This window comes from Hymenobacter sp. 15J16-1T3B (assembly GCF_020711235.1).
GTDB lineage: Bacteria > Bacteroidota > Bacteroidia > Cytophagales > Hymenobacteraceae > Solirubrum.
The window spans coordinates 79,316-101,465 of sequence record NZ_JAJFAV010000020.1 but is presented as its reverse complement, the minus strand read 5'-3'; the positions used below and the strand labels follow the sequence as shown (position 1 = coordinate 101,465).

At 65.5% G+C, this 22,150-nt stretch carries 13 protein-coding genes; all 13 read left to right on the top strand.

Annotated elements, in window-relative coordinates; genetic code table 11:
* The first annotated feature begins 6 nt into the window (after nt 1-6).
* The 13 genes from LJ737_RS24485 (at nt 7) to fucP (ending at nt 22,049) form a co-directional block, all read left to right on the top strand.
* Entirely contained in the window at nt 7-1,809 is a 1,803-nt protein-coding gene (locus LJ737_RS24485) for a RagB/SusD family nutrient uptake outer membrane protein (RefSeq protein WP_227769403.1), read from the top strand.
* A gap of 187 nt (nt 1,810-1,996) precedes the next feature.
* Complete coding sequence (locus tag LJ737_RS24480) at nt 1,997-3,013, top strand: zinc-binding alcohol dehydrogenase family protein (protein ID WP_227769410.1); 1,017 nt, start codon at nt 1,997-1,999, stop codon at nt 3,011-3,013.
* A gap of 401 nt (nt 3,014-3,414) precedes the next feature.
* Nucleotides 3,415-6,228, top strand: a complete 2,814-nt coding sequence (locus tag LJ737_RS24475) for a family 78 glycoside hydrolase catalytic domain (RefSeq protein ID WP_227769402.1) — start codon at nt 3,415-3,417, stop codon at nt 6,226-6,228.
* 158 nt (nt 6,229-6,386) lie between these two features.
* Complete coding sequence (locus LJ737_RS24470) at nt 6,387-7,541, top strand: glycosylase (RefSeq protein ID WP_227769401.1); 1,155 nt, start codon at nt 6,387-6,389, stop codon at nt 7,539-7,541.
* Between the two features lie 166 nt (nt 7,542-7,707).
* Complete coding sequence (gene galB / locus LJ737_RS24465; protein ID WP_227769400.1) at nt 7,708-10,188, top strand: beta-galactosidase GalB; 2,481 nt, start codon at nt 7,708-7,710, stop codon at nt 10,186-10,188.
* Nucleotides 10,189-10,283: 95 nt separating this feature from the next.
* Nucleotides 10,284-13,637 carry a glycoside hydrolase family 2 TIM barrel-domain containing protein gene (locus tag LJ737_RS24460; RefSeq protein WP_227769399.1) on the top strand — a complete coding sequence of 1,118 codons (3,354 nt, stop codon included), beginning with the start codon at nt 10,284-10,286 and terminating at the stop codon, nt 13,635-13,637.
* Nucleotides 13,638-13,736: 99 nt separating this feature from the next.
* A complete protein-coding gene (locus LJ737_RS24455; RefSeq protein ID WP_227769398.1) occupies nt 13,737-14,936 on the top strand; it encodes an ABC transporter substrate-binding protein in 1,200 nt (399 codons plus the stop codon).
* A 137-nt stretch (nt 14,937-15,073) separates the two neighbouring features.
* Nucleotides 15,074-16,243 (top strand): CaiB/BaiF CoA transferase family protein, encoded by a 1,170-nt coding sequence (locus LJ737_RS24450; RefSeq protein WP_227769397.1) that lies wholly within the window; start codon nt 15,074-15,076, stop codon nt 16,241-16,243.
* Between the two features lie 160 nt (nt 16,244-16,403).
* Entirely contained in the window at nt 16,404-17,567 is a 1,164-nt protein-coding gene (locus tag LJ737_RS24445) for a CaiB/BaiF CoA transferase family protein (protein ID WP_227769396.1), read from the top strand.
* Entirely contained in the window at nt 17,560-18,816 is a 1,257-nt protein-coding gene (locus tag LJ737_RS24440) for an extracellular solute-binding protein (protein ID WP_227769395.1), read from the top strand. The genes LJ737_RS24445 and LJ737_RS24440 overlap by 8 nt, the downstream gene beginning before the upstream one ends.
* Nucleotides 18,809-19,921 carry a Gfo/Idh/MocA family protein gene (locus LJ737_RS24435; RefSeq protein WP_227769394.1) on the top strand — a complete coding sequence of 371 codons (1,113 nt, stop codon included), beginning with the start codon at nt 18,809-18,811 and terminating at the stop codon, nt 19,919-19,921. The genes LJ737_RS24440 and LJ737_RS24435 overlap by 8 nt, the downstream gene beginning before the upstream one ends.
* A gap of 178 nt (nt 19,922-20,099) precedes the next feature.
* A complete protein-coding gene (locus LJ737_RS24430) occupies nt 20,100-20,546 on the top strand; it encodes a MaoC family dehydratase (protein ID WP_227769393.1) in 447 nt (148 codons plus the stop codon).
* A gap of 201 nt (nt 20,547-20,747) precedes the next feature.
* On the top strand, nt 20,748-22,049 hold the full coding sequence (fucP, locus tag LJ737_RS24425) for an L-fucose:H+ symporter permease (protein ID WP_227769392.1): 1,302 nt from the start codon (nt 20,748-20,750) through the stop codon (nt 22,047-22,049).
* Nucleotides 22,050-22,150: the final 101 nt, after the last annotated feature.

Below are 22,150 nucleotides of genomic sequence, written 5' to 3'. Positions count from 1 at the left end.
ATTCCCATGAAACGCACCTTTTACCCTGCGCTGGCGGCCGGTTTGGCCTTGTTCGGCACCCTCACCAGCTGCGACGACGCGCTGGATAAAACCAACCTGGGCTCCATCGACGAGAAGCTGATCTACAACGACTCGACCCTGGCCAAGCTCAACGTCGACTACATCTACGACCAGAACCTGCCGACCTGGTTTGGGCAGAGCACGGCGGGCAACGGCACGATGGGCGCCACCAACCCCAGCATCCTCTCGGAGGAGGCCGCCGGAAACAGCAAATTCTTCCAGACCGACGGCTCGCTGACCGCCAACGACGTAGGCGACTTCGGCACGGCCCTGAACGCCTCCAACAACTACGGCAAGATCCGCACCATCAACATGTACTTGGTGGCGGTGCGCAACGGCAGCATCGCGCCGAAATCGAAGAACCGCCTGCTGGCCCAGGCGTACTTCTTCCGCGCTTGGCGCTACTTCGATCTGGTGCGCCTCTACGGCGGGGTGCCGCTGGTGCTCAAGCCCCAGAACGCGGTGGGCGCCGAAGCCCGCGAGGCGGCTTTCCTGCCCCGCAACACCACCACCGAAACCTTCCGCCAGATCGTGAGCGACCTGGACTCGGCCGCCATGTTCCTGCCCGGCAAGTGGGCTACTTCGGCCGACTGGGGCCGCATCACCCGCGGCGCGGCCCTGGCCATGAAAGCCCGCACCCTGCTCTACGCCGCCAGCCCGCAGTTTAACCCCTCCGACGACCAGAGCAAGTGGCAGGCCGCCTACGACGCGAGCATCGCGGCCAAAAACGCCCTGACCACCGCCGGCTTCGGCCTGCACGCCTCCTACGACCAACTGTGGTTCTCGGAAGTGAACAACCCCGAGGCCGTGATGGTGACCGGCTTCAACAACTCGACCGGCGACCAGACCAAGAAAAACAACGGCTACGACAACGCCACCCGGCCCTCGTACACCGGCACCGGCGGCGGCTCGAACCAGCCCACCTGGGACCTGGTGCAGGCCTACCCCATGCTGGACGGCAAAAAAATCACCGAAACCGGCCGCTACACCTACAACCGCCAGCTGTTCTACAAGAACCGCGACCCGCGCTTCGCCAAAACCATTGCCTACAACGGCGCCAGCTGGCCGCTCAACGGCAACTCGAGCTACAAGATCTGGACGTACTACAACACGGCCGGCACCACCAGCGTGGAAACCCGCGCCAGCTCGACCGGCTTCTACCTGCGCAAGGCCATCAACACCTCCGTGGCCGCCGGCGACGCCCAGTACGTGGGCACCGACTGGATTGAAATCCGCTACGCCGAAGTGCTGCTGAACCTGGCCGAAGCCGCCGCCGGCGTCAACCGCCTCTCCGAGGCCATGGACCAGCTCAAGGCCATCCGCCAGCGCGCCGGCATCGAAAACGCCGACGGCAACTACGGCCTGCAAACGGGCATGAACCGCGCCCAGATGTTCGACGCCATCCTCTACGAGCGGCAGATCGAGCTGGCCTACGAGGGCAAGCGGTTCTGGGACCTGCGCCGCTGGAAGAAGTTTGAGACCGTGATTAACAACAAGAAGCGCCAGGGCGTGACCATCAAGCTGAACGCCACCGCGCCCTCGAATTTTGCCACGACCCGCGACAACCTCGACCTCGACCAGGTTTACACCAACTACTTCACCATCGACACGAAGAACCTGGACAGCAACTTCCTCAACTGGTCGTCGAACTACTACTTCATGCCCATTCCGCAAGCGGCCATCACCAACAACCCGCTGATTGTGCAGAACAACGGCGGCTGGGGCGGCTCCTTCGATCCGCTGCAGTAATCGGTAATCCGGCCAGTTGGTAGCCGGGCCTCGGCTCGGCTACCAACTGGCCGGAACCAAAAATTTGCACAACAACGCGGCTCAGGCCGGGTGGGCTCAGGAGAGCTGCCCGAGGCCTGAGCCGCAGTTTTGTAGCACGCTACTGCACGCCGCCGGGCCCTCCCCCATCCTCTACCGACTACCCATGATGAACACTTTGGTTTGCCGCCAACCCGGCCAGCTGGCCTACGAGCAGCGCCCCGCCCCCGCCGTGCCGCCCGGCCACGCCCTGCTGCGCATCCGCCGCATCGGCATCTGCGGCACCGACCTGCACGCCTACGAAGGCACCCAGCCGTTTTTCAGCTACCCGCGGGTGCTGGGCCACGAGCTGGCCGGCGAGCTGCTCGACGCCGACGGGGCGCCCGGCTTCCGCGCCGGCGAGGCCGTCACGTTCATTCCGTACTTCAGCTGCGGCCGCTGCGTGGCCTGCCGCGCCGATCTGCCCAACTGCTGCACCAGCATCAACGTGTGCGGCGTGCACGTCGACGGGGGCATGACGGAGCTGCTGGCCGTGCCCACCTCGGCGCTGGTGCCCGGGCAGGGCCTGAGCTACGACGAGCTGGCGCTGGTGGAGCCGCTGGCCATCGGGGCGCACGGGGTGCGCCGGGCCGGGGTGCGCCCGGGCGAGTTTGTGCTGGTGGTGGGCGCCGGGCCCATCGGGCTGGGCGTGATGGAGTTTGCCCGCATTGCCGGCGGCCGCGTCATTGCCCTCGACCTGAACCAGCAGCGCCTGGATTTCTGCCGGGAGCGGCTGGGCGTGGAGCACACCATCAACGCCGGCACCGACGACGTGCTGGCGCAGCTGCGCGCCATTACCGGCGGCGACATGCCCACCGTGGTCATCGACGCGACGGGCAGCCAGCGGGCCATCAACGGGGCGTTTCCCTACCTGGCCCACGGCGGCCGCTTCGTGCTGGTGGGCCTGCAGAAGGGCGACATCAGCTTTTCGCACCCCGAGTTTCACAAGCGCGAAGCCACGCTGATGAGCAGCCGCAACGCCACCCGCGAGGATTTTGAGCACGTCATCCGCTCGATGAAGGCCGGGCTGGTGCAGCCTACCACCTACATCACGCACCGCGTGGATTTCGGGCAGGTGCAACAGCAGTTTGCCGGCTGGCTCGACCCGGCCACGGGCGTCATCAAGGCCATGGTGGAGCTAAACTAAGCTTGTAGCCCGGGCCGCCGTAACGCGGCAGTTGCTGAACGCAACCCCGGCTCCGGCCGCGCTGCCCGTACCGGGTGGCGCGGCTGCTTTTTTGTAGGAAGCTGCCATCCGCCGGTGGGCGGTTTAGCGGCGGAATGACGCAGCGGGCACCGGCGGCAGGGTTCGGCGGGGCTTTTTCCGAGGGGCTACGTCGGCTGTAGCCGCCGGTAATCCCGACTCCGTGCGGTGCCGCCGGCCCGCGCCGAGGCGTGCTAACATCGTACAACAACTTGCCAAACGCCGGCAAAGGCGCGGGGCGGGGGCGGTTACTTTTGTAAAGGCTCCAAGTGGGTTGTCGCCGCGCCGCCGGCGGGCCGCCCCGGAGTCTACGTCCTGCCGTGCCGCCCATCCACCCGCTGCCCATGCCCCGCCCGTCCCTGGTTGCTTCCTTACTGCGCCCCGCGGCCGTATCGGCCGGGCTGCTGCTGAGCGGGCTGGTGGCGGTGGCCGGGGCCCCGACGGTGAGTCAGCTGCGCTGCGGCTACCGCAGCAGTCCGCTGGGCGTGCAGCAATCCGCCCCCAACCTGAGCTGGGAGCTGCAGGCCGACCACCGCAACGCCCGGCAGAGCGCCTACCGCGTGCTGGTGGCCGACGACGAAAAGCTGCTGGCGCGCAACCAGGGCAACGTGTGGGACTCGCAGAAAACCGCTTCGGCCGCCTCCATTCAAGTGCCCTACGCCGGCCCGGCGCTGCAAGCCACCAAAACCTACTACTGGAAGGTGATGGTGTGGGACGACCGGCAGCAGGCCTCGGCCTGGAGCCCCGCCGCCCGCTGGCAGATGGGCCTGCTCACGGCCGCCGACTGGCGCGGGGCCCGGTGGATTGCCTACGACCAGTTGCCGGCCGAGCACGTGAACGTGCTGCCCGTCGACGGCAAGAAGGACACCTACCTGGGCGGCAACGTGCTGCCGCTGCTGCGCAAGGATTTTACCGTCAAGAAGAAGCTGCGGCGGGCCACGGCCTACGTCTGCGGCCTGGGGCAGTTTGAGCTGCGCCTGAACGGGCAGAAAGTCGGGGACCATTTCCTCGACCCGGCCTGGACCAAATACGACCAGCACGCGCAGTACGTCACCTTCGACGTGACCGAGCAGCTGCGCACAGGCGCCAATGCGGTGGGCGTCATGCTCGGCAACGGCTTCTACTACGTGCCGCCGGTGAAGGGCCGCTTCCGCAAGCTCAAAGCCGCCTTCGGGCTGCCCAAGCTGCTGTGCCGCTTGGTACTCGACTACCAGGACGGCGCCCAAGAAAACGTAGTCAGCGACGCCAGCTGGCAGACCGCCCCCGGCCCGGTAACCTTCAGCAGCATCTACGGCGGCGAGGACTACGACGCGCGCCGGGAGCAGCCGGGCTGGGACGCGCCGCGCTTCCGGGCCACCAACGCCTGGAAACCGGTGGTGCTGGTCGACGGCCCCGCGCAGCTCGACGCCCAGCAGGCCGAGCCGCTGAAGGTGCACGAGCAGTTCAAGCCGCAGCACATCAGCCAGCCCCAGCCGGGCAAGTTCGTGTACGACTTCGGGCAGAACGCCTCGGGCATCGTGGAGCTGCAGGTGCAGGGCCGCGCCGGCGACACGGTGCGCCTCGCGCCGGCCGAGTTGCTCGGTGCGGGCGGGCTGGTGACGCAGAAAAACAGCGGCGGGCCTTACTACTTCACCTACGTGCTGCGCGGCGCGGGCGTGGAAACCTGGCGGCCGCGCTTCAGCTACTACGGCTTCCGCTACGCCCAGCTGGAAGGCGGCGTGCCCGCGGGCGAGACCAACCCGAAAAACCGCCCGGTGGTGCTGGCCCTGACCATGCTGCACACCCGCAACGCGGCCCCCGAAGTGGGCGCGTTCAGCTGCTCCAATGAGCTGCTGAACAAGACCAACACGCTCATCGACTGGTCGGTGCGCAGCAACATGGCCAGCGTGTTTACCGACTGCCCGCACCGCGAAAAGTTAGGCTGGCAGGAGCAGAACCACCTGATGGGCAGCTCCATCCGCTACCGCTACGACATTGCCGCCCTCAGCCGCAAGGTCATCCAGGATTTGCAGGTGTCGCAGTTGGCAAGCGGGTTGGTGCCGGAAATTGCGCCCGAGTTCGTGAAGTTTGAGTGGGGCGGCGACATGTTTCGCGACTCCCCCGAGTGGGGCAGCAGCGCCATTCTGCTGCCCTGGTACGTGTACCAGTGGTACGGCGACCGGCAGCAGCTCGCGCAGAGCTACCCCATGATGCAACGCTACGCGGCCTACCTGGCCACGAAAGCCAACGGCCACATCCTCACCCAGGGCCTCGGCGACTGGTACGACCTCGGTCCCAAGCCCCCCGGCGTGTCGCAACTCACGCCCATGGGCGTGACCGGCACGGCCATCTACTACTACGACCTGACCACGCTCGGCGCCGTGGCCCGCCTGCTCGGCAAGTCCGAGGACGCGGGGCAGTACGAGCGGCTAGCCGCGGAGGTGCGCGCCGCTTTCAACGCGAAGTTCTTCAACCCCGCCACCAAGCAGTACGCCACCGGCAGCCAGGCCGCCAACGCCGTGGCCGTGTACATGGGCCTGGTAGCGCCGGAGCACAAAGCCGCGGTTATCGAGAACCTGGTGCGCGACATCCAAAGCCGCCACAACGCCCTGACGGCCGGCGACATCGGCTACCGCTACGTGCTGCGGGTGCTGGAAGACGCGGGCCGCTCCGACGTCATCTTCGCCATGAACAGCCGCACGGATGTGCCCGGCTACGGCTACCAGCTGGCCCAGGGCGCCACCGCCCTCACCGAAAGCTGGGCCGCCCTGCCGACGGTGTCAAACAACCACCTGATGCTGGGCCACCTGCAAGAATGGCTGTACGGCGCCCTGGCCGGCATCCGCCCGGCCGCGGGCTCGGTGGCGTTTGATCAAATTGACATCCGCCCCGAGCCGGTGGGCGACGTGACGGCGGCCCGGGCCACCCACCTGTCGCCCTACGGCCTGATCGGCAGCGAGTGGCAGAAGACGGCCACCGGCTTCGAGCTGACGGCCACCATCCCGGTGGGCGCCACCGCCACGGTGTACCTGCCCGCGGCTTCGGCCGCCGCCATCACCGAATCGGGCCAGGCGCTGGGCCAGCACCCGGAGTTGAAGCTGCTGGGCGTGGAAGGCGGCCGGGCGCGCATTGCGGTGGGCTCGGGCACGTACCGCTTCGTGGCCCAGCCGCTAGAATAGAACGTCCTGCTGAGCCCAGCCGAAGCCGCTCTACCGCTTCGTCCGGGGCTTGTGCAACGACTTCGGTAGAGATGCTTGGCTCCGCCTTCCTTCGGTTCGACAAGCGTACGCAAGATTAAAGCATGACGCCCCTTATTGCTCTTACTCCTCAAATTCGCATGAAACTGAAACTCGCCAGCCTGCTACTCACCGGTTTGCTTGCCCAGACGGCAGCCTACGCCCAATCGGCTAAGCCCCGGGAGGTTTCGGCCCAGGTGATGCAGAAAGTGTACGAGGAGGTGAAGACGCCCTACAAGTACGGCCTGGTGCTCGTCACCGACGACAACCAGAAGAAGATGGACTGCCCCAGCGTATTCCGCAAGGGCGGCAAGTGGTACATGACCTACATCATCTACGACGGCCGCGGCTACGAAACCTGGCTGGCGCAGAGCAAGGACCTGCTCAAGTGGGAGACGAAGGGCAAGCTCATGGCCTTCACCGACACCACCGACTGGGACACCAACCAGAAGGCCGGCTACGTGGCCTTGCAGGACTACAAGTGGGGCGGCTCCTACGAGTGGCAGCAATACCAGGGCAAGTACTGGATGTCGTACTTCGGCGGCAAGTCGCGCGGCTACGAGAAGGGCCTGCTCTCCATCGGCATGGCCTCCACCGACAAAGACCCGAGCACGGTGCACCCCTGGCAGCGCCTGCCCCGGCCGGTGCTCCGGCCCGACGATAAGGACGTGCGCTGGTGGGAAAACCACACCATCTACAAAAGCTCCGTCATCTGGGATAAGAGCAAGCTCACGGGCCACCCCTTCGTGATGTACTACAACGCCAACGGCGACTCCCTGGACGCCAAGCGCGGGGCGGAGCGCATCGGCATGGCCGTGTCGGACGACATGGTGCACTGGTCGCGCTACCTGCGCAACCCGGTGCTCAACCACCACAAGGGCATCACCGGCGACGCCTACCTGCAGAAGCTCGACGGCATCGACAAGGACCTGTGGGTGATGTTCTACTTCGGCGCCTTCTACCCCGGCATCAAGGGCGCCGTGAACCGCTTTGCCTGCTCCTACGACTTAGTGAACTGGACCGACTGGAGCGGGCAGAACCTGGTGGAACCCTCCGAGCCCTACGACGAGCTGTTTGCCCACAAGTCCTTCGTGGTGAAGCACAAGGGCGTGGTCTACCACTTCTATTGCGCCGTGAACAAGCCCGACCAGCGCGGCATTGCCGTGGCCACCTCCAAGGATTTGGGCAAGAGTCAGGTATCGTTCATTGCGCCGCCGGAGAAAAAGAAAAAAGAGGCCAAGGCGTCCACGAACTAGCATCGCGCTGATGATTTACGTCTGTCATCCTGAGCAAAGCGAAGGACCTTATCAGGTAAGCACGATTCGCTACAACGATTGTCGCGCAAGCGTGGTAAGGTCCTTCGCTTTGCTCAGGATGACGGACAACTTTTCCCTTCCGAAGCAATTACCTGCCTTTGTCACCATGCGCCAGCTCCTCCCCTTTCTGTTGCTCCTGTTGCTCAGTGCCGCCCGCCCGGCGGCCGCGGCCCAGCCGCCGGTGCGCGGGGTGGAGAACTTCAACAAGGGCTGGAAATTCTTTCTCGGCGACGAGGCCCAGGCCAAGGATGCCGCTTTCAACGACGCGGGCTGGCGGCAATTGACCCTGCCCCACGACTGGAGCATCGAGGGCCGCTTCGACGAGAAAAACCCGGCCAAGCCGGAGGGCGGGGGCCTGCCCACTGGCATTGGCTGGTACCGCAAGACGTTCAGCACCAAAGCCGACAAGAAGCAGCGCGTGTACGTCGAGTTTGACGGGGTGTACCAGCAAAGCGAAGTGTGGCTGAACGGAAAGCTGCTCGGCAAGCGGCCCAACGGCTACATTTCCTTCCGCTACGAGCTGACCCAGCACCTGCGGCCCACCGGCCAAGCCAACGTGCTGGCCGTGCGCGTCGACAACTCGGCCCAGCCCAACTCGCGCTGGTACACCGGCTCGGGCATTTACCGCAACGTGCGGCTGGTGACGACCTCGGCCGTGGCCGTGGACCATTGGGGCACCTTCGTGACCACGCCCCAGGTCGGCCCAGAAGCGGCTACGGTGAAGTTGCAAACCACCATCCGCAACTCGGGCGGCAAGGGCACTAAGCCCGTGCGCGTGGAAACGCTGGTGCTCGATGCCCAAGGCAAAACGGTGGCGAAGCAGGCTACCGATAACGTTAAGTTGACCGACTCGACCACGGTACTGACGCAGACGCTGAGTCTTGCGAAGCCCCAGCTGTGGTCGGTACAGCGGCCCTACCTGTACCGCGTGCAGACCCGCCTCTGGCAGGGCAAAACGGCGGTGGACGAGGTCGAAACGCCGCTGGGGGTGCGCACTTTCGCCTTCGACGCGCAGACGGGCTTTTCGCTGAACGGGCAGCCCCTGAAGATTCTGGGCGTGAACCAGCACCACGACCTGGGCGCGCTGGGCGCGGCTTTCAACGTGCGGGCTGCGGAGCGGCAACTGGAAATCCTGCAACGGATGGGCTGCAACGCCATTCGCATGTCGCACAACCCGCCCGCGCCGGAACTGTTGGACCTCTGCGACCGGATGGGCCTGCTCGTCATGGACGAGGCCTTTGACCAGTGGCAGAAGAAAAAGAACGGCAAGGACTACCACCTCGACTTTAAAGCCTGGCACCGGCGCGACCTGCAGGACATGGTGCGGCGCGACCGGAACCACCCCAGCATCATCGTCTGGAGCATCGGCAACGAAATCCGGGAGCAGTTCGACAGCACCGGCGTGCGCCTGACCAAGGAGCTGGTGGCCACCGTGAAGCAGCTGGATTCGACGCGGCCGGTGACGTCGGCGCTGACCGAGCAGGAGCCGGAAAAGAACTTTATCAGCCAGGCCGGGGTGCTCGATCTTCTGAGCTTCAACTACAAGCACGAAGGCTACCCCAAGCTGCCCCAGAGCTTCCCCGGCAAGCCCTTCCTGGCCACCGAAATTGCCGCCGCCTTCGAAACCCGCGGCCACTACGACTTGCCCTCCGACAGCGTGCGCGTGTGGCCCCTGGACGGCAAAACCAAGCTCACGACCGGCAACGCGGACTTCACCGCCTCGTCGTACGACAACGCCCGGCCCTACTGGGGCTCGACGCACGAACCGGCCTGGCTGGCCGTCAAGCGCAGCCCGTTCATAGCCGGCACCTTCGTGTGGTCGGGCTTCGACTACCTGGGCGAGCCGCTGCCCTACCCCTGGCCGGCCCGCAGCTCCTACTTCGGGCTGATCGATCTGGCCGGCTTCCCCAAGGATGCCTACTACCTCTACCAAAGCGAGTGGACCGATAAGCCCGTGCTGCACCTGCTGCCGCACTGGAACTGGCGCCCCGGCCAGACGGTGGACGTATGGGCCTATTTCAGCCAGGCCGACGAAGTAGAGCTGCTGCTCAACGGCAAGTCCCTGGGCACGAAGAAGAAGGGTGCCGACCAGCTACACGTGATGTGGCGCGTGCCTTACGCCCCCGGCATTCTGCAGGCCGTTTCGCGCAAAGTCGGCAAAACCGTGCTGACGCGCACCATCCGAACCGCGGGCCCCGCCGCCAAAATCGAGCTGACGGCCGACCGCAGCGCCCTGCGCGCCGACGGCCTGGACCTCTCCTTCGTGACCGTGCGCGTGCTCGACGCCCAGGGCAACCTGGTGCCCGACGCGGCCAATCAAGTGAAGTTCGACCTCAGCGGCCCCGCAAGCATGGCGGGCGTCGACAACGGCTATCAGGCCAGTCTGGAGCCGTTCAAGGCCACGGAGCGCAAGGCCTACAACGGGCAGTGCCTAACCATCGTGCAGACCGCCGAGCAGGCCGGCACCATCACGCTCAAAGCCACCGCCGAGGGCCTGCAGCCGGCCAGCATCACCCTGAAAAGCGGCGCCGTCAGTTCCGCTTCGACCACCAAAAGCCCGGCCGCCACGGTGGCCGCGGGCAACTAAGTACCAGCAGCATGAGTCAACAAAGCCACTTCCCTAGTCAAGCCCAGCCGAATCGTCTGGCTCCCCCTCTCCATTTTCGGAGAGGGGGCCGGGGGGTGAGGCGCCCCGTATGGCTGGCCCTGCTGGGTCTATGCTCGCTCACCGCCCAGGCCCAGGAAGCCAGCGTGTACTTTTTCCCCGGCGTGTCGCACCCGCCGCAGGTGTACGCCGGCCCGGAGGCCGACGGCTGGCAGGTTCCGCAGATTACCGAGCTGAACCGCGACCGGGCGCGGGCTACGGCCTATTCCTTCGCCTCGGAAGCCGCCGCGCTGGAAGGCAACCGCGAGAAATCCGGCCGCCTGATGTCGCTGAACGGTAATTGGGACTTCAGCTTCGCGCAGAAGCCGGCTGACGCGCCCAAGGACTTTCAGCGCAGCCGTGTGCAGGGCTGGAAGCAGCTGGCCGTTCCCGCGAACTGGGAGATGAACGGCTACGATTTGCCCATCTACAAATCGGCCAAGTACCCCTTCCGCCCGGTCGACCCGCCCTTCGTGCCCCAGGACTACAACGGCGTGGGAAGCTACCAGCGCAGCTTTTCGGTGCCGGCCGACTGGAAAAACATGAACGTAACCCTGCACTTCGGCGGGGTCAGCTCGGCGTTTAAGGTGTGGGTGAACGGCAGGTTTCTGGGCTACGGCGAAGACAGCTGCCTGCCCTCGGAGTTCAACGTGACGCCCTACCTGCAGGCCGGCGAAAACACCGTGTCGGTGCAGGTCATGCGCTGGTCGGATGGCAGCTACCTCGAAGACCAGGACCACTGGCGCCTCTCGGGCATCTACCGCGAAGTGCTGCTGCTGGCCGAACCCAAGATGCGCCTCGCGGACTTTCACTGGCAGGCCAAGCTCGACAAGCAGTACCAGGACGCGGTGCTGAGCATCCGCCCGCGCCTGGAAAACTTCACCGGCGACAACGACCTCAAAGGCTACGAAGTCAAGGCCCAGCTATTCGACAAAGCCGGCAAGCCGGTGCTGTCGCAGCCCCTGCAGCGCACGGCCGAAAGCATCATCAACGAGCCCTACCCGCGCCTCGACAACGCCAAGTTTGGGCTGCTCGAAGCCAAGATTTCCAACCCGCTGAAGTGGAGCGACGAAACGCCCAACCTCTACACCTTGGTGCTGACGCTGACCGATAAATCGGGCGCGGTGCTGGAAAGCAAGAGCTGCAAGGTGGGCTTCCGGGCCGTGGAGTTCGATAAGACGACGGGCAAGCTGCTGATCAACGGCAAGCTCACTTACCTCTACGGCGTCAACCGCCACGACCACCACCCGACCAAGGGCATGGCCGTGTCGCGCGAAGACATCCGCAAGGACGTAATGACGCTCAAGCAGTTCAATTTCAACTGCATCCGCACCTCGCACTACCCCAACGACCCGTACTTCTACGACCTCTGCGACGAGTACGGCATCCTGGTGATGGACGAGGCCAACCTGGAAACTCACGGCCTCGGGGCCAAGCTCAGCAACGACCCGGCCTGGACCGCCGCCTACCAGGAGCGCAGCATGCGCATGGCGTTGCGCGACAAAAACCACCCCTCGGTGGTGTTCTGGAGCCTGGGCAACGAATCCGGCCGCGGGCCCAACCACGCCGCCATGGCCGCTTGGCTGCACGACTTCGACATCACCCGCCCGCTGCACTACGAGCCCGCCCAGGGCGACCCGCACCTCGACGGCTACATCAGCCCTTCGGACCCGGGCTACCCCAAAAACCACGCCTACCGCATCCAAGTGCCGCGCGACCAGGCCTACGTGGACATGGTCAGCCGCATGTACCCGGGCATTTTCACCGCCGAGCTGCTGGCGAACCAGCAAAACGGCGACAACCGGCCCATTTTCTTCTGCGAGTACGCCCACAGCATGGGCAACGCCACCGGCAACATCAAGGAGTTTTGGGACGCCTGGCGCAGCACCAAGCGCATCATCGGCGGCTGCATCTGGGAGTACCGCGACCAAGGCCTGCTCAAGCGCGACTCCACGGGCACGGCCTACTACGCCTACGGCGGCGACTTTCAGGAGAAGTACTACGACGACTTCACCATCAAGGGCATTGCCGATTCGGAGGGCAATCCGAAAGCCGCCCTTTACGAGTGCAAGCGCGTGAACCAGCCCCTGGAAACGACGCTGGCCGACGCCGGCAAGGCACTGGTAAAGGTGCAGAACCGCCACGCCAGCAAGTCGGCCGCTGACTACCTGCTGACGCTGACCCTGCGCGAGAATGGCCGCGTGGTAGCCACCAAGCCGCTGCCGCGCCTGCGCCTGGCCGCCCAGCGCGACACCGTCATCAGCCTGCAGCCCTACCTGCCCAAGCTCAAAGCCGGCGCCGAGTACCTGGCCACCGTTTCGTTCAAGCTGCCCGAGGCTACGCCGTGGGCGCCGAAAGGCCACGAAGTAGCCGCCAACCAGCTGGCCCTGACCGGCCTGGCTCAACCTGCAAAGCCGGCCAAAAGCTTCCCCGCCGTAGCCGTGCGCGACGAGGCCAAGAGCTATGTTATCAGCGGCGAAGGCTTCGCGGTGAGCATCGACAAGACCACGGGCGCGCTGACCTGCTACCAGCAAAACGGCACGGAGCAGCTGGCCGCCCCCCTGCTGCCCCACTTCACCCGCCCGCTCACCGACAACGACCGGCGCGGCTGGAAGGCCCCCAAGAAGCTCAAGCCCTGGTTTGAGGCCCAGCCCAAGCTCGAAAGCCTGACCGTGGACCAATCCACCGCCGGCCTGGCCAGCCTCACCAGCACCTACTCGCTCATCGACGCCACCACCAACGTGCGCGTGACCTACACCGTGAACGGCGACGGGGTGCTCAAAGTCGACTACACCCTGACGCCCGCCGCTGGCCTGCCCAACATTCCCCGCGTGGGGTTGCAGGGCGGCATCAAGCGCAGCTACGACCAGCTCAGCTACTACGGCCGCGGCCCCTGGGAAAACTACGTCGACCGCCGCTACGGCATCGATGCGGGCATCTACAGCCACCCGCTGCCCACGGCCGCCGACTCCTACGTGGTGCCCCAGGAATTCGGCACCCGCACCGACATTCGCTGGCTGCAGCTGGCCGACAAGCAGGGCCGCGGGCTGCTGGTGGTGGCTGATTCGCTGCTGAGCATGACCGCCCTGCCCTTCACCGAGCAGAACATCCAGACGGCCCGGCACACCAACAAGCTCAAGGACGCCGGCTTCATCACGCTCAATCTCGACCTGGCCCAGATGGGCGTGGGCGGCAACACCAGCTGGGACGACCAGGCCGCCCCCCTGCCGCAGTACCAGCTGCCCGCCAAGCCCTACCGCTACAGCTTCTACCTGCTGCCGGTGGACGGCAAGAAAAAGCCCGCCGATCTGGCCCGCCGCATCCAATTCCCCACCCCAACGGCTCGTCAGACCACCACGCCGCCCGCCGGCGCAACCGGCTCCTTGCGCTGAGTTTCTAAAGTTCATTTCATCAAAGCCGCTGAACCCTGCGTCTAGCTCCCCCTCTCCTTTTCGGAGAGGGGGCCGGGGGGTGAGGCGCCCCGCTCCACCATGTCCGCCGAACACATTCACCTGAAAGGCATTACCTGGAACCACAGCCGCGGCTTTGTGCCCATGGCCGCCACCGCGCAGCGCTTTTCGGAGCTGCACCCGCACGTGAGCATCACCTGGGAAAAGCGCAGCCTGCAGCAGTTTGCCGACGAGTCCATTCAGCAGCTGGCCGAGCGGTTCGACCTGCTCGTCATCGACCACCCCTGGGCTGGCTTTGCTGCCCGCACCGGCTCCATTCTGCCGCTCGACGAGCACCTGCCCGCCGCCTTCCTGGCCGACCAAGCCCAGAATACCGTGGGCCACTCTTACGAAAGCTACGGCTTCAGCGGGCACCAGTGGGCCCTGCCCATCGACGCGGCCACGCCCGTAGCCGCCAGCCGCCCCGACCTGCTGGCCCGGCACGGCCTCGCGGTGCCGCAGACGTTTGACGAGCTGCTCCGGCTGGCCGACCGCGGCCTGGTCGCCTTCGCGCTGATTCCCATCGACACGCTGATGAGCTTCTACATGTTTTGCTGCTCGCTAGGCGAAGACCCCTGCCAGCGCGAGGACGAAGTGGTGAGCGAAGCCGTGGGCGTGCAGGCCCTGCAGATGTTCCGCGAGCTGGCCAGCAAGGTCGACCCGGCCTGCTTCCAGCGCAACCCCATCCAAGTGTACGAGGCCATGACGCAAGCCGATGACGTGGCCTACTGCCCCTTCGCCTACGGCTACTCGAACTATGCCCGTCGCGGCTACGCCCGCCAGCTGCTGCACTTCCACGACTTGGTGGCCTTGCAGCCCGGCGGCATGCCTATGCGCAGCACCCTCGGCGGCACCGGTCTGGCTATTTCCGCCCAGTGCCAGCACGTGGAAGTGGCGGCGAAGTATGCCGAGTTCGTCGCCTCGCCCGTTTGCCAGCAGACCCTGTACTTCGACAACGGCGGGCAGCCCGGCCACCTCGCCGCCTGGCAGGACGCGCACACCAACCAGCAGAGCCACGACTACTTCCGCGCCACCCTGCCCACGCTGCAGCGCGCCTTCCTGCGCCCGCGCTACCACGGCCACATGTTCTTCCAGGACCACGCCGGCGAACCGGTGCGCCAGTACCTCCAGCACGGCGGCGACGAGCGGGCCCTGCTCCAAGAGCTGAACCATCTCTACCGCGCGTCGCGGCAGATGCAGGCCACTGATGCACCAGCAGCTGAAGCCGCTGCGCAACGCTAGTCGAACGAGCAAATAAGAACGTCATGCTGAGCGCAGGCGAAGCATCTCTACCGCTTCGCCTGAACAAAAAAAAAGCAGAACGTCATGTCGAGCGAAGTCCAGACATGACGCCCTAGAAAACAGCCTATTCATTCCCCATGTCACTTCCCCTGGAAGGTCTGCTGGTCATCGAGTTCAGCCAGTTTCTGGCCGCGCCCTCGGCGGGGCTGCGCCTGGCCGACCTCGGCGCGCGCGTCATCAAAATCGAGCGGCCGGGCGCGGGCGAGGCGGGCCGGCAGATTGCCATCAAGAACCTGTTCGTCGACGGCTCGAGCCTGGTGTTTCACACCATTAACCGCCACAAGGAATCCTACGCGGCCGACCTCAAGAATCCCGAGGACCTGGCCCGCGTGAAGCAGCTGCTGGCCCGGGCCGACGTGATGACCCACAACTTCCGGCCGGGCATCATGGAGAAAATCGGGCTGGATTACGACGCGGTGCGTGCCCTGAATCCGCGCATCGTCTACGGCGTGGTGACGGGCTACGGCCCGACGGGCCCGTGGGCCACCAAGCCGGGACAGGATCTGTTGGTGCAGTCCATGTCGGGCCTGGCCTGGCTAAGCGGCACCGCCGCGGACGGCCCCACGCCCTTCGGCATTGCCGTGGCCGACATCATCTGCGGCTCGCACTTCGCCCAGGGGCTGCTGGCCGGGCTGCTGAAGCGCGGCAAAACCGGCCAAAGCGTGCTGGTGGAAGCCAGCCTGCTGGAATCGGTGCTGGACATGCAGTTTGAGCTGCTGACCACCCACTTCAACGACGGCGGGCAGCTGCCCCAGCGCGGGGCTGTGCGCGGCACCGCCCACCCCTACCTGAGCGCGCCCTACGGCATCTACCCCACCCAGGACGGCTACCTGGCCCTGGCCATGGGCAACCTGCCCCAGCTCGACGAAACGCTCGGCTGCGGCATTCTGGAAGCCTACCCGGAGCCGTCCTCCTGGTTCGCGCACCGCGACAATATTGCCGAAAAGCTCACCGCCGCCCTGCGCGAGAAGCCGACCAAGGAATGGCTGACCACGCTCGAGCCGCTGGGCATCTGGTGCGCCGAGGTGCTCAACTACCAGCAGGCCACCAGCAGCCCCGGCTTCCAGGCCCTGGGCATGCAGCAGCGCGTAACGCTGCCCGACGGCCAGCAGCTCGCCACCACCCGCTGCCCCATCCGCATCGACGGCCAGAAGCTGTACTCGCCCCAAGCTGCCCCGCGCCCCGGCCAGCACACGGCCGCCATCGACCAGGAATTCAGTCTCCAACCCAGCACCGCAAGCAACTAATCAAGCGAAGCACGTCGAACCATTCGCCCACATCCAAGTCGTCAGGCTCCCCCTCTCCTTTTTCGGAGCGAGGCCGGGGGGTGAGGCGCCACTCAAGAACGAAGCACGCGAGATGCCTCGACTTCGCTCGACATAACATCTTGAAAATCACCAGTACTTTATGAAGCCGCTCGAAGACTACTTAGTGGTTGATTTCAGCCAGTTTCTGTCCGGCCCCTCGGCCGCCCTGCGTCTGGCCGATTTTGGGGCGCGGGTAATCAAGATAGAGCGGCCCGAAACCGGCGACATCTGCCGGCACCTGTACACCTCCAACGTCATCATGAACGGGGAGTCGTCGGTGTTTCACGCCATCAACCGCAACAAGGAAAGCTTCGCCGCCGACCTCAAACGCGAAGCCGACCGCGCCCAGGTCTGGGAGCTGGTGCGCCGCGCCGACGTGGTGATGCACAACTACCGCCCCGGCGTGATGGAGCGCCTGGGTTTCGACTACGCGAGCGTACGGGCCCAGAACCCCAGCGTCGTCTACGGCGAAATTTCCGGCTACGGCCCGGATGGCCCCTGGCGCGACAAGCCGGGGCAGGATTTGCTCTTGCAGTCCGTTTCGGGCCTGACCTGGCTGAGCGGCAACGCGGACAGCGGCCCGGTGCCCATGGGCCTCTCCATCGTGGATATGCTGGCCGGGGCGCACCTGGCCCAGGGCCTGCTGGCCTGCCTGGTGCGGCGCAGCCTGCGCGGCGAAGGGGGCTTGGTGCAGGTGAGCATGCTCGAATCAGCCATCGACTTCCAGTTCGAGACGCTAACCACCTTCTTCAACGACGGCGGACAGCTGCCCCAGCGCACCCGCCACAACAGCGCCCACGCCTACCTCGGCGCGCCCTACGGCATCTACCAGACCCAGAACGGCTACCTGGCCCTGGCCATGGGCTCGATTCCGAAGCTGGGCGAGCTGCTCGGCTGCTCGGCCCTGCTGGCGTATCCCGACCCGAAACAAGCCTTCGACCAGCGCGACGACATCAAAGCCACGCTGGCCGCGCACCTGCGCACCGCCCCCACCGAAGCCTGGCTGGCCGTGCTGGAGCCCGCCGATATCTGGTGCGCCAACGTGCTGCGCTGGGACCAGCTGCTGGCCCACGAGGGTTTCCGCGGCCTCGACATGGCGCAGACCGTGCACATGACCGACGGCTACCAGTACCAGACCACCCGCTGCCCCATCCGCCTCGACGGGGAGCTGCTGACCTCGGCCGTCGGCTCGCCCCAGCTCGGCCAGGACAACGCCCGCCTGCAGCAGGAATTCATGGTTAGCAACGTCCGTCAAGATGCCTGAGCAACAACCCTTCCGCGTGGCGGTGCGCAAGTTCGCGCCCTTCGAAGCCCACATGCAGAAGCTGTGGGCCGCCTACTGCGCCCATTCCGGCTGCCAGTTGCCGGCCGAGTTCGTGGCCATGGACCTGCACCCGCTGCACCAGAGCCTGCTGACGGACAAGGGGCTCGAAACCGGCGCTTGGGACGTGGCCCACATCAACACCGACTGGCTGCCCGAAGCCCAGGCCGCCGGCGCCTTGCTCGACCTCACGCCGCTGATTGATCAAAACCCGCCGGCCGATTTTCCGCAGGGCTGGAGCCCCTCGTTGCTGGGCATGCAAGCGTACGGCGACACGACGCTGGGCCTGCCCTTTCACGACGGCCCGGAGTGCCTGATTTACCGCAAAGACCTGTTCGACAGCCCGCTGGAGCAGGCGGCATTTGCCCAGCAGCACGGCCGCGCTCTGCGCCCGCCCACCACTTGGGAAGAGCTGCAGCAGGTGGCCCGCTTTTTCCACCGCCCCGAGCAAAACCTCTACGGCTTCGTGGCTGCCGGCTACCCCGACGGGCACAACACCGTCTTCGACTTCTGCCTGCACCTCTGGACCCGCGGCGGGCAGCTGCACGACGGTCAAGGGCGCTTGCAAATCGACTCGGAAGCGGCGCGGGCGGGGCTGAGCTACTACCGCCAGCTGCTGCGCGACCAAGCGGCCATTCACCCGCAGTCCATGCTCTACGAGTCGGTGCAGGCGGGCCAGGCCTTTGCCCGCGGCGAGGCGGCGCTGATGATCAACTGGTTTGGTTTTGCGGCCGTGTGCGAGGTAGACGCAGCCTGCCCGGTGCGCGGCAAAGTCGACATTACCGCCGTGCCCCGCGGCGAAAACACCGTGGGCAGCTCCGCTTCGCTGAACGTGTACTGGCTCTACGCCATAGCCGCCGGCAGCCGGCATCAGGACGTAGCCTACGACTTTATCCGCTTCGCCGTCAGCGCGGAAAACGACAAGCGTCTGACCCTGGAAGGCGGCATCGGCTGTCGGCTCAGCACCTGGCACGACGCGGACATTAACGCCCAAGTGCCCTATTACCACAAGCTCGCGGAGCTACACGAAAAGGCCGAAACGCTGCCGCAGAAGGCCAACTGGGCCCAGCTGGCCGCGGTCATCGACGAAGTAGTGCTGCAGGCCCTCAACACCGACCTGCCGGTAGCCGAGCTGCTGGCGGCCGGCCAAGCCAAAATCAACGCTTTAGAACACGCTCCGGATCATGTTTAGCATCGACGGCACCCCGATTCCCTACCAGCCGGTGCGGCCCGCCCGGCCGCTGCCCATCGTCATCGTCGGCGCCGGCGGCATCGTGGGCGACGCGCACCTGCCGGCCTACCGCAAGGCCGGGTTCGAGGTGGTGGGCATCACCAACCGCACCCGCGCCCGGGCCGAAAAGCTGGCCGCCGAGTGGGGTATTCCCAATGTGTACGACTCGGTGGCGTCGGCCGTGGCGCACGCCCCCGCCGACGCGGTGTACGACGTGACCATTATGCCCGAGCAGTTCGTGGCGACGCTGGAGCAGCTGCCCGACGGCGCGGCGGTGCTGATTCAGAAGCCCATGGGCGACTATTTCTGGCAAAGTCAGCAAATCCTGGACGTCTGCCGCCGCAAGCACCTGGTGGCCGCCATCAACTGCCAGCTGCGCTTCGCGCCCTACGTGGCCGCCGCCCGCCACATGCTCGCCCAGGGCCTGATCGGCGAGCTGTACGATCTGGAAGTGCGCGTGACCCTGCAGACGCCCTGGGAGCTGTTTCCGCACGTGATGGTGCACCCGCGCCTGGAAATCCAGTACCACAGCATCCACTACATCGACCTCGTCCGCTCCTTTCTCGGGGAGCCCAGCCGCGTGATGGCCAAGACGCTGCGGCACCCGGCCAAGGCGCTGTCCTCGTCGCGCTCCACCATCCTGTTCGACTACGGCGACACGATGCACGCGGTCATCAACACCAACCACGACCACTCCTTCGGGCCGCACAACCAGGAAAGCTTTATCAAGTGGGAAGGCACCAAGGGCGCCATCAAGGCCCGCATGGGCCTGCTCATGGACTACCCCCACGGCGTGCCCGACAAGTTCGAGTACTGCCTCGTGCGCGAGGGCGAAGCCCCCACCTGGCACACGGTGGCGCTGGAAGGCTCCTGGTTCCCGGACGCTTTCATGGGCACCATGGGCAGCCTGATGCAGTTCAAAAACGGCGAAACCAACGTGCTGCCCACCAGCGTGGAGGACGTCATCAAGACTATGGCCGTGGTGGAAGCGGCGTACGCATCGAGTGACGGGAAGGCAGGCGCGCCAAGCGCAGCTACTTCCGCCACTTCGGTCGAAAAGCGGTAGAGAGCAGGACACTTGCCCGGCTTTGCTACCGCATCTTACCCACTCAATACCGCCCCAAACCCCACTGAGCAGCGACGAACAGGTCGGCAGCCGATGACGACGAGCGACTGAACTCGCTTCGGCTGTTTGGCTTCGCTGCACCTCGGAAAAGGTGGCCGGGGCCAGGCTCAAACTTCCTATGTACTTCAAATCCACCTTTTTCGAAGACTACACCCTCGGCGACAAGCGCGTGACGCTGGGCCGCACGCTCACCGAAACCGACTTCGTGGTCCACGCCGGGCACACCGGCGACTTTTTTCCCCACCACCTCGACGCGGAGTGGTGCAAAACCCAGCCCTTTGGCCAGCGCATTGCCCACGGCACCATGGTGTTCAGCATCGGCATCGGGCTGACGGCTTCGGAAATCAACCCGGAAGCCTTTTCCAAGGGCTACGACCGGCTGCGCTTCATCAAGCCGGTGTTCATCGGCAATACCATCCGCTCGGAAGTCACGATTTCGGAGAAAACCGCGGGCAAAAAGCCCGGCTACGGGCAGGTGACCGAGCACGTGGAAATCTTCAACGAGCACAACGAAGTGGTGCTGGCCTGCGACCATCTGCTGGTGGTGAAGCTGCGGCCAGCCTAAGCACATCTTTGCGCGTCATGTCGAGCTTGTCGAGACATCTCGCGTGCTGATGCCAGGTAGGAAGCTCTGTTCAACGAGCAGATTACTATCCAGCGAGATGTCTCGACAAGCTCGACATGACGGCCGGCGACGATAACGACAGTCTACTGCAGGCCCCACGAACCCAACCCCGCCCCAACCCCACCTAACCCGCTCCGCCCCATGGCCCTTGCCCCTGCTCCCACCCCGCCGCCGGTAGCCACCGGCCCCGCCGGCTCCCGCTCCTACGTGCTGCCCTTCATCCTGGTGGTGGGCGTGTTCTTTCTCTGGGGCATGGCGCACAACCTGGATTCCATTCTGATTCCGCACCTGAAGAAAGCCTGCCAGCTCAACAACCGGCAGTCGACACTGGTGGACACGGCCGTGTTTCTGGCCTACTTCCTGATGGCCATTCCGGCGGGCATGCTGCTGCAGCGCCTGGGCTACAAGCGCACCATTATCCTGGGCCTCTTGGCCTTTGCGGGCGGGGCCTTCTTGTTCGTGCCCGCCGCCGATTCGCGCTCCTACGGCATGTTCCTGACCGCACTGTTCATCATCGGCTGCGGGCTGACCACGCTGGAAACGGCCGCCAACCCCTACGCCGCCGTGCTCGGCCCGCCCGAAGGCAGCACCAGCCGCCTGAACCTGGCGGCCTCGTTCAACGGACTGGCCGCCTTCGTGGCCCCGGTTATCGGCGCCAACATGATCTTGTCGGGCAAGGAGTTTACCGAGGCCCAACTGGCGGCCATGCCCGCGGCGGAGCGCGTGGCCTACCTCACCCACGAAGCGGCCGCCGTGAAGCTGCCCTACCTGGTGCTGGGCGGCGTGCTGGTGGCCGTGGCGGCGCTGTTCTTTTTCAGCAAGCTGCCCGAGGTGAAAGCCGCCGAAGCCGAGCCTTCGCAGGGCGGGGGCTTCTTCGCGGTGCTGAAGCACCGGCACCTGAGCTGGGCCGTAGTGGCGCAGTTTTTCTACGTGGGGGCGCAGGTCTGCGTAACGAGCTTCTTTATCCGCATGGCCAAGCAGGGCGCGGGCGTGGACGAAATTACGGCCGGCTACTACCTGGGCATGTACGGGCTGCTGTTCATGGCCGGGCGCTTCATCGGCACGGCCCTGCTGAAGGTGGTGCCCTCGCAGCGGCTGCTCTCGCTCTACGCCGTCATTGCCGTGGCCTTGTGCGCGGTGGCCGTGTTCGGCGACGGGGCCTACGTCATCTACGCGCTGGGCGCCTTGGGCTTCTTCATGAGCATCATGTTCCCCACCATCTTCGCCCTGGGCATTGCCGGCCTCGGCGACGACACCAAGCCCGGCTCCTCCTGGCTGGTCATGTCCATCGTGGGCGGGGCCATCATGCCCTACCTCATGGGCACGCTCATCGACCTGCGCGGCGACAATATCCAGATCGGCTACCTCATCCCGCTGGGCTGCTTCCTGGTGATTCTGCTCTTCGGCCAGTACGGCTACCGCATCAACCGCAAGCTGGTTTGATTGCCCTGAATCCAGAACGCCATGCTGAGCTTGTCGAACCGAAGGTCGGCGTAGCCAAGCAGTTCCACCGCTTGGTCAGCTAGTAGAATCACCTAGCCGAA

Coding starts and splice junctions, on each gene's coding strand:
- LJ737_RS24485 (WP_227769403.1), top strand. CDS start 7: ATGAAACGCACCTTTTACCCTGCGCTGGCGGCCGGTTTGGCCTTGTTC.
- LJ737_RS24480 (WP_227769410.1), top strand. CDS start 1,997: ATGAACACTTTGGTTTGCCGCCAACCCGGCCAGCTGGCCTACGAGCAG.
- LJ737_RS24475 (WP_227769402.1), top strand. CDS start 3,415: ATGCCCCGCCCGTCCCTGGTTGCTTCCTTACTGCGCCCCGCGGCCGTA.
- LJ737_RS24470 (WP_227769401.1), top strand. CDS start 6,387: ATGAAACTGAAACTCGCCAGCCTGCTACTCACCGGTTTGCTTGCCCAG.
- galB (WP_227769400.1), top strand. CDS start 7,708: ATGCGCCAGCTCCTCCCCTTTCTGTTGCTCCTGTTGCTCAGTGCCGCC.
- LJ737_RS24455 (WP_227769398.1), top strand. CDS start 13,737: ATGTCCGCCGAACACATTCACCTGAAAGGCATTACCTGGAACCACAGC.
- LJ737_RS24450 (WP_227769397.1), top strand. CDS start 15,074: ATGTCACTTCCCCTGGAAGGTCTGCTGGTCATCGAGTTCAGCCAGTTT.
- LJ737_RS24445 (WP_227769396.1), top strand. CDS start 16,404: ATGAAGCCGCTCGAAGACTACTTAGTGGTTGATTTCAGCCAGTTTCTG.
- LJ737_RS24440 (WP_227769395.1), top strand. CDS start 17,560: ATGCCTGAGCAACAACCCTTCCGCGTGGCGGTGCGCAAGTTCGCGCCC.
- LJ737_RS24435 (WP_227769394.1), top strand. CDS start 18,809: ATGTTTAGCATCGACGGCACCCCGATTCCCTACCAGCCGGTGCGGCCC.
- LJ737_RS24430 (WP_227769393.1), top strand. CDS start 20,100: ATGTACTTCAAATCCACCTTTTTCGAAGACTACACCCTCGGCGACAAG.
- fucP (WP_227769392.1), top strand. CDS start 20,748: ATGGCCCTTGCCCCTGCTCCCACCCCGCCGCCGGTAGCCACCGGCCCC.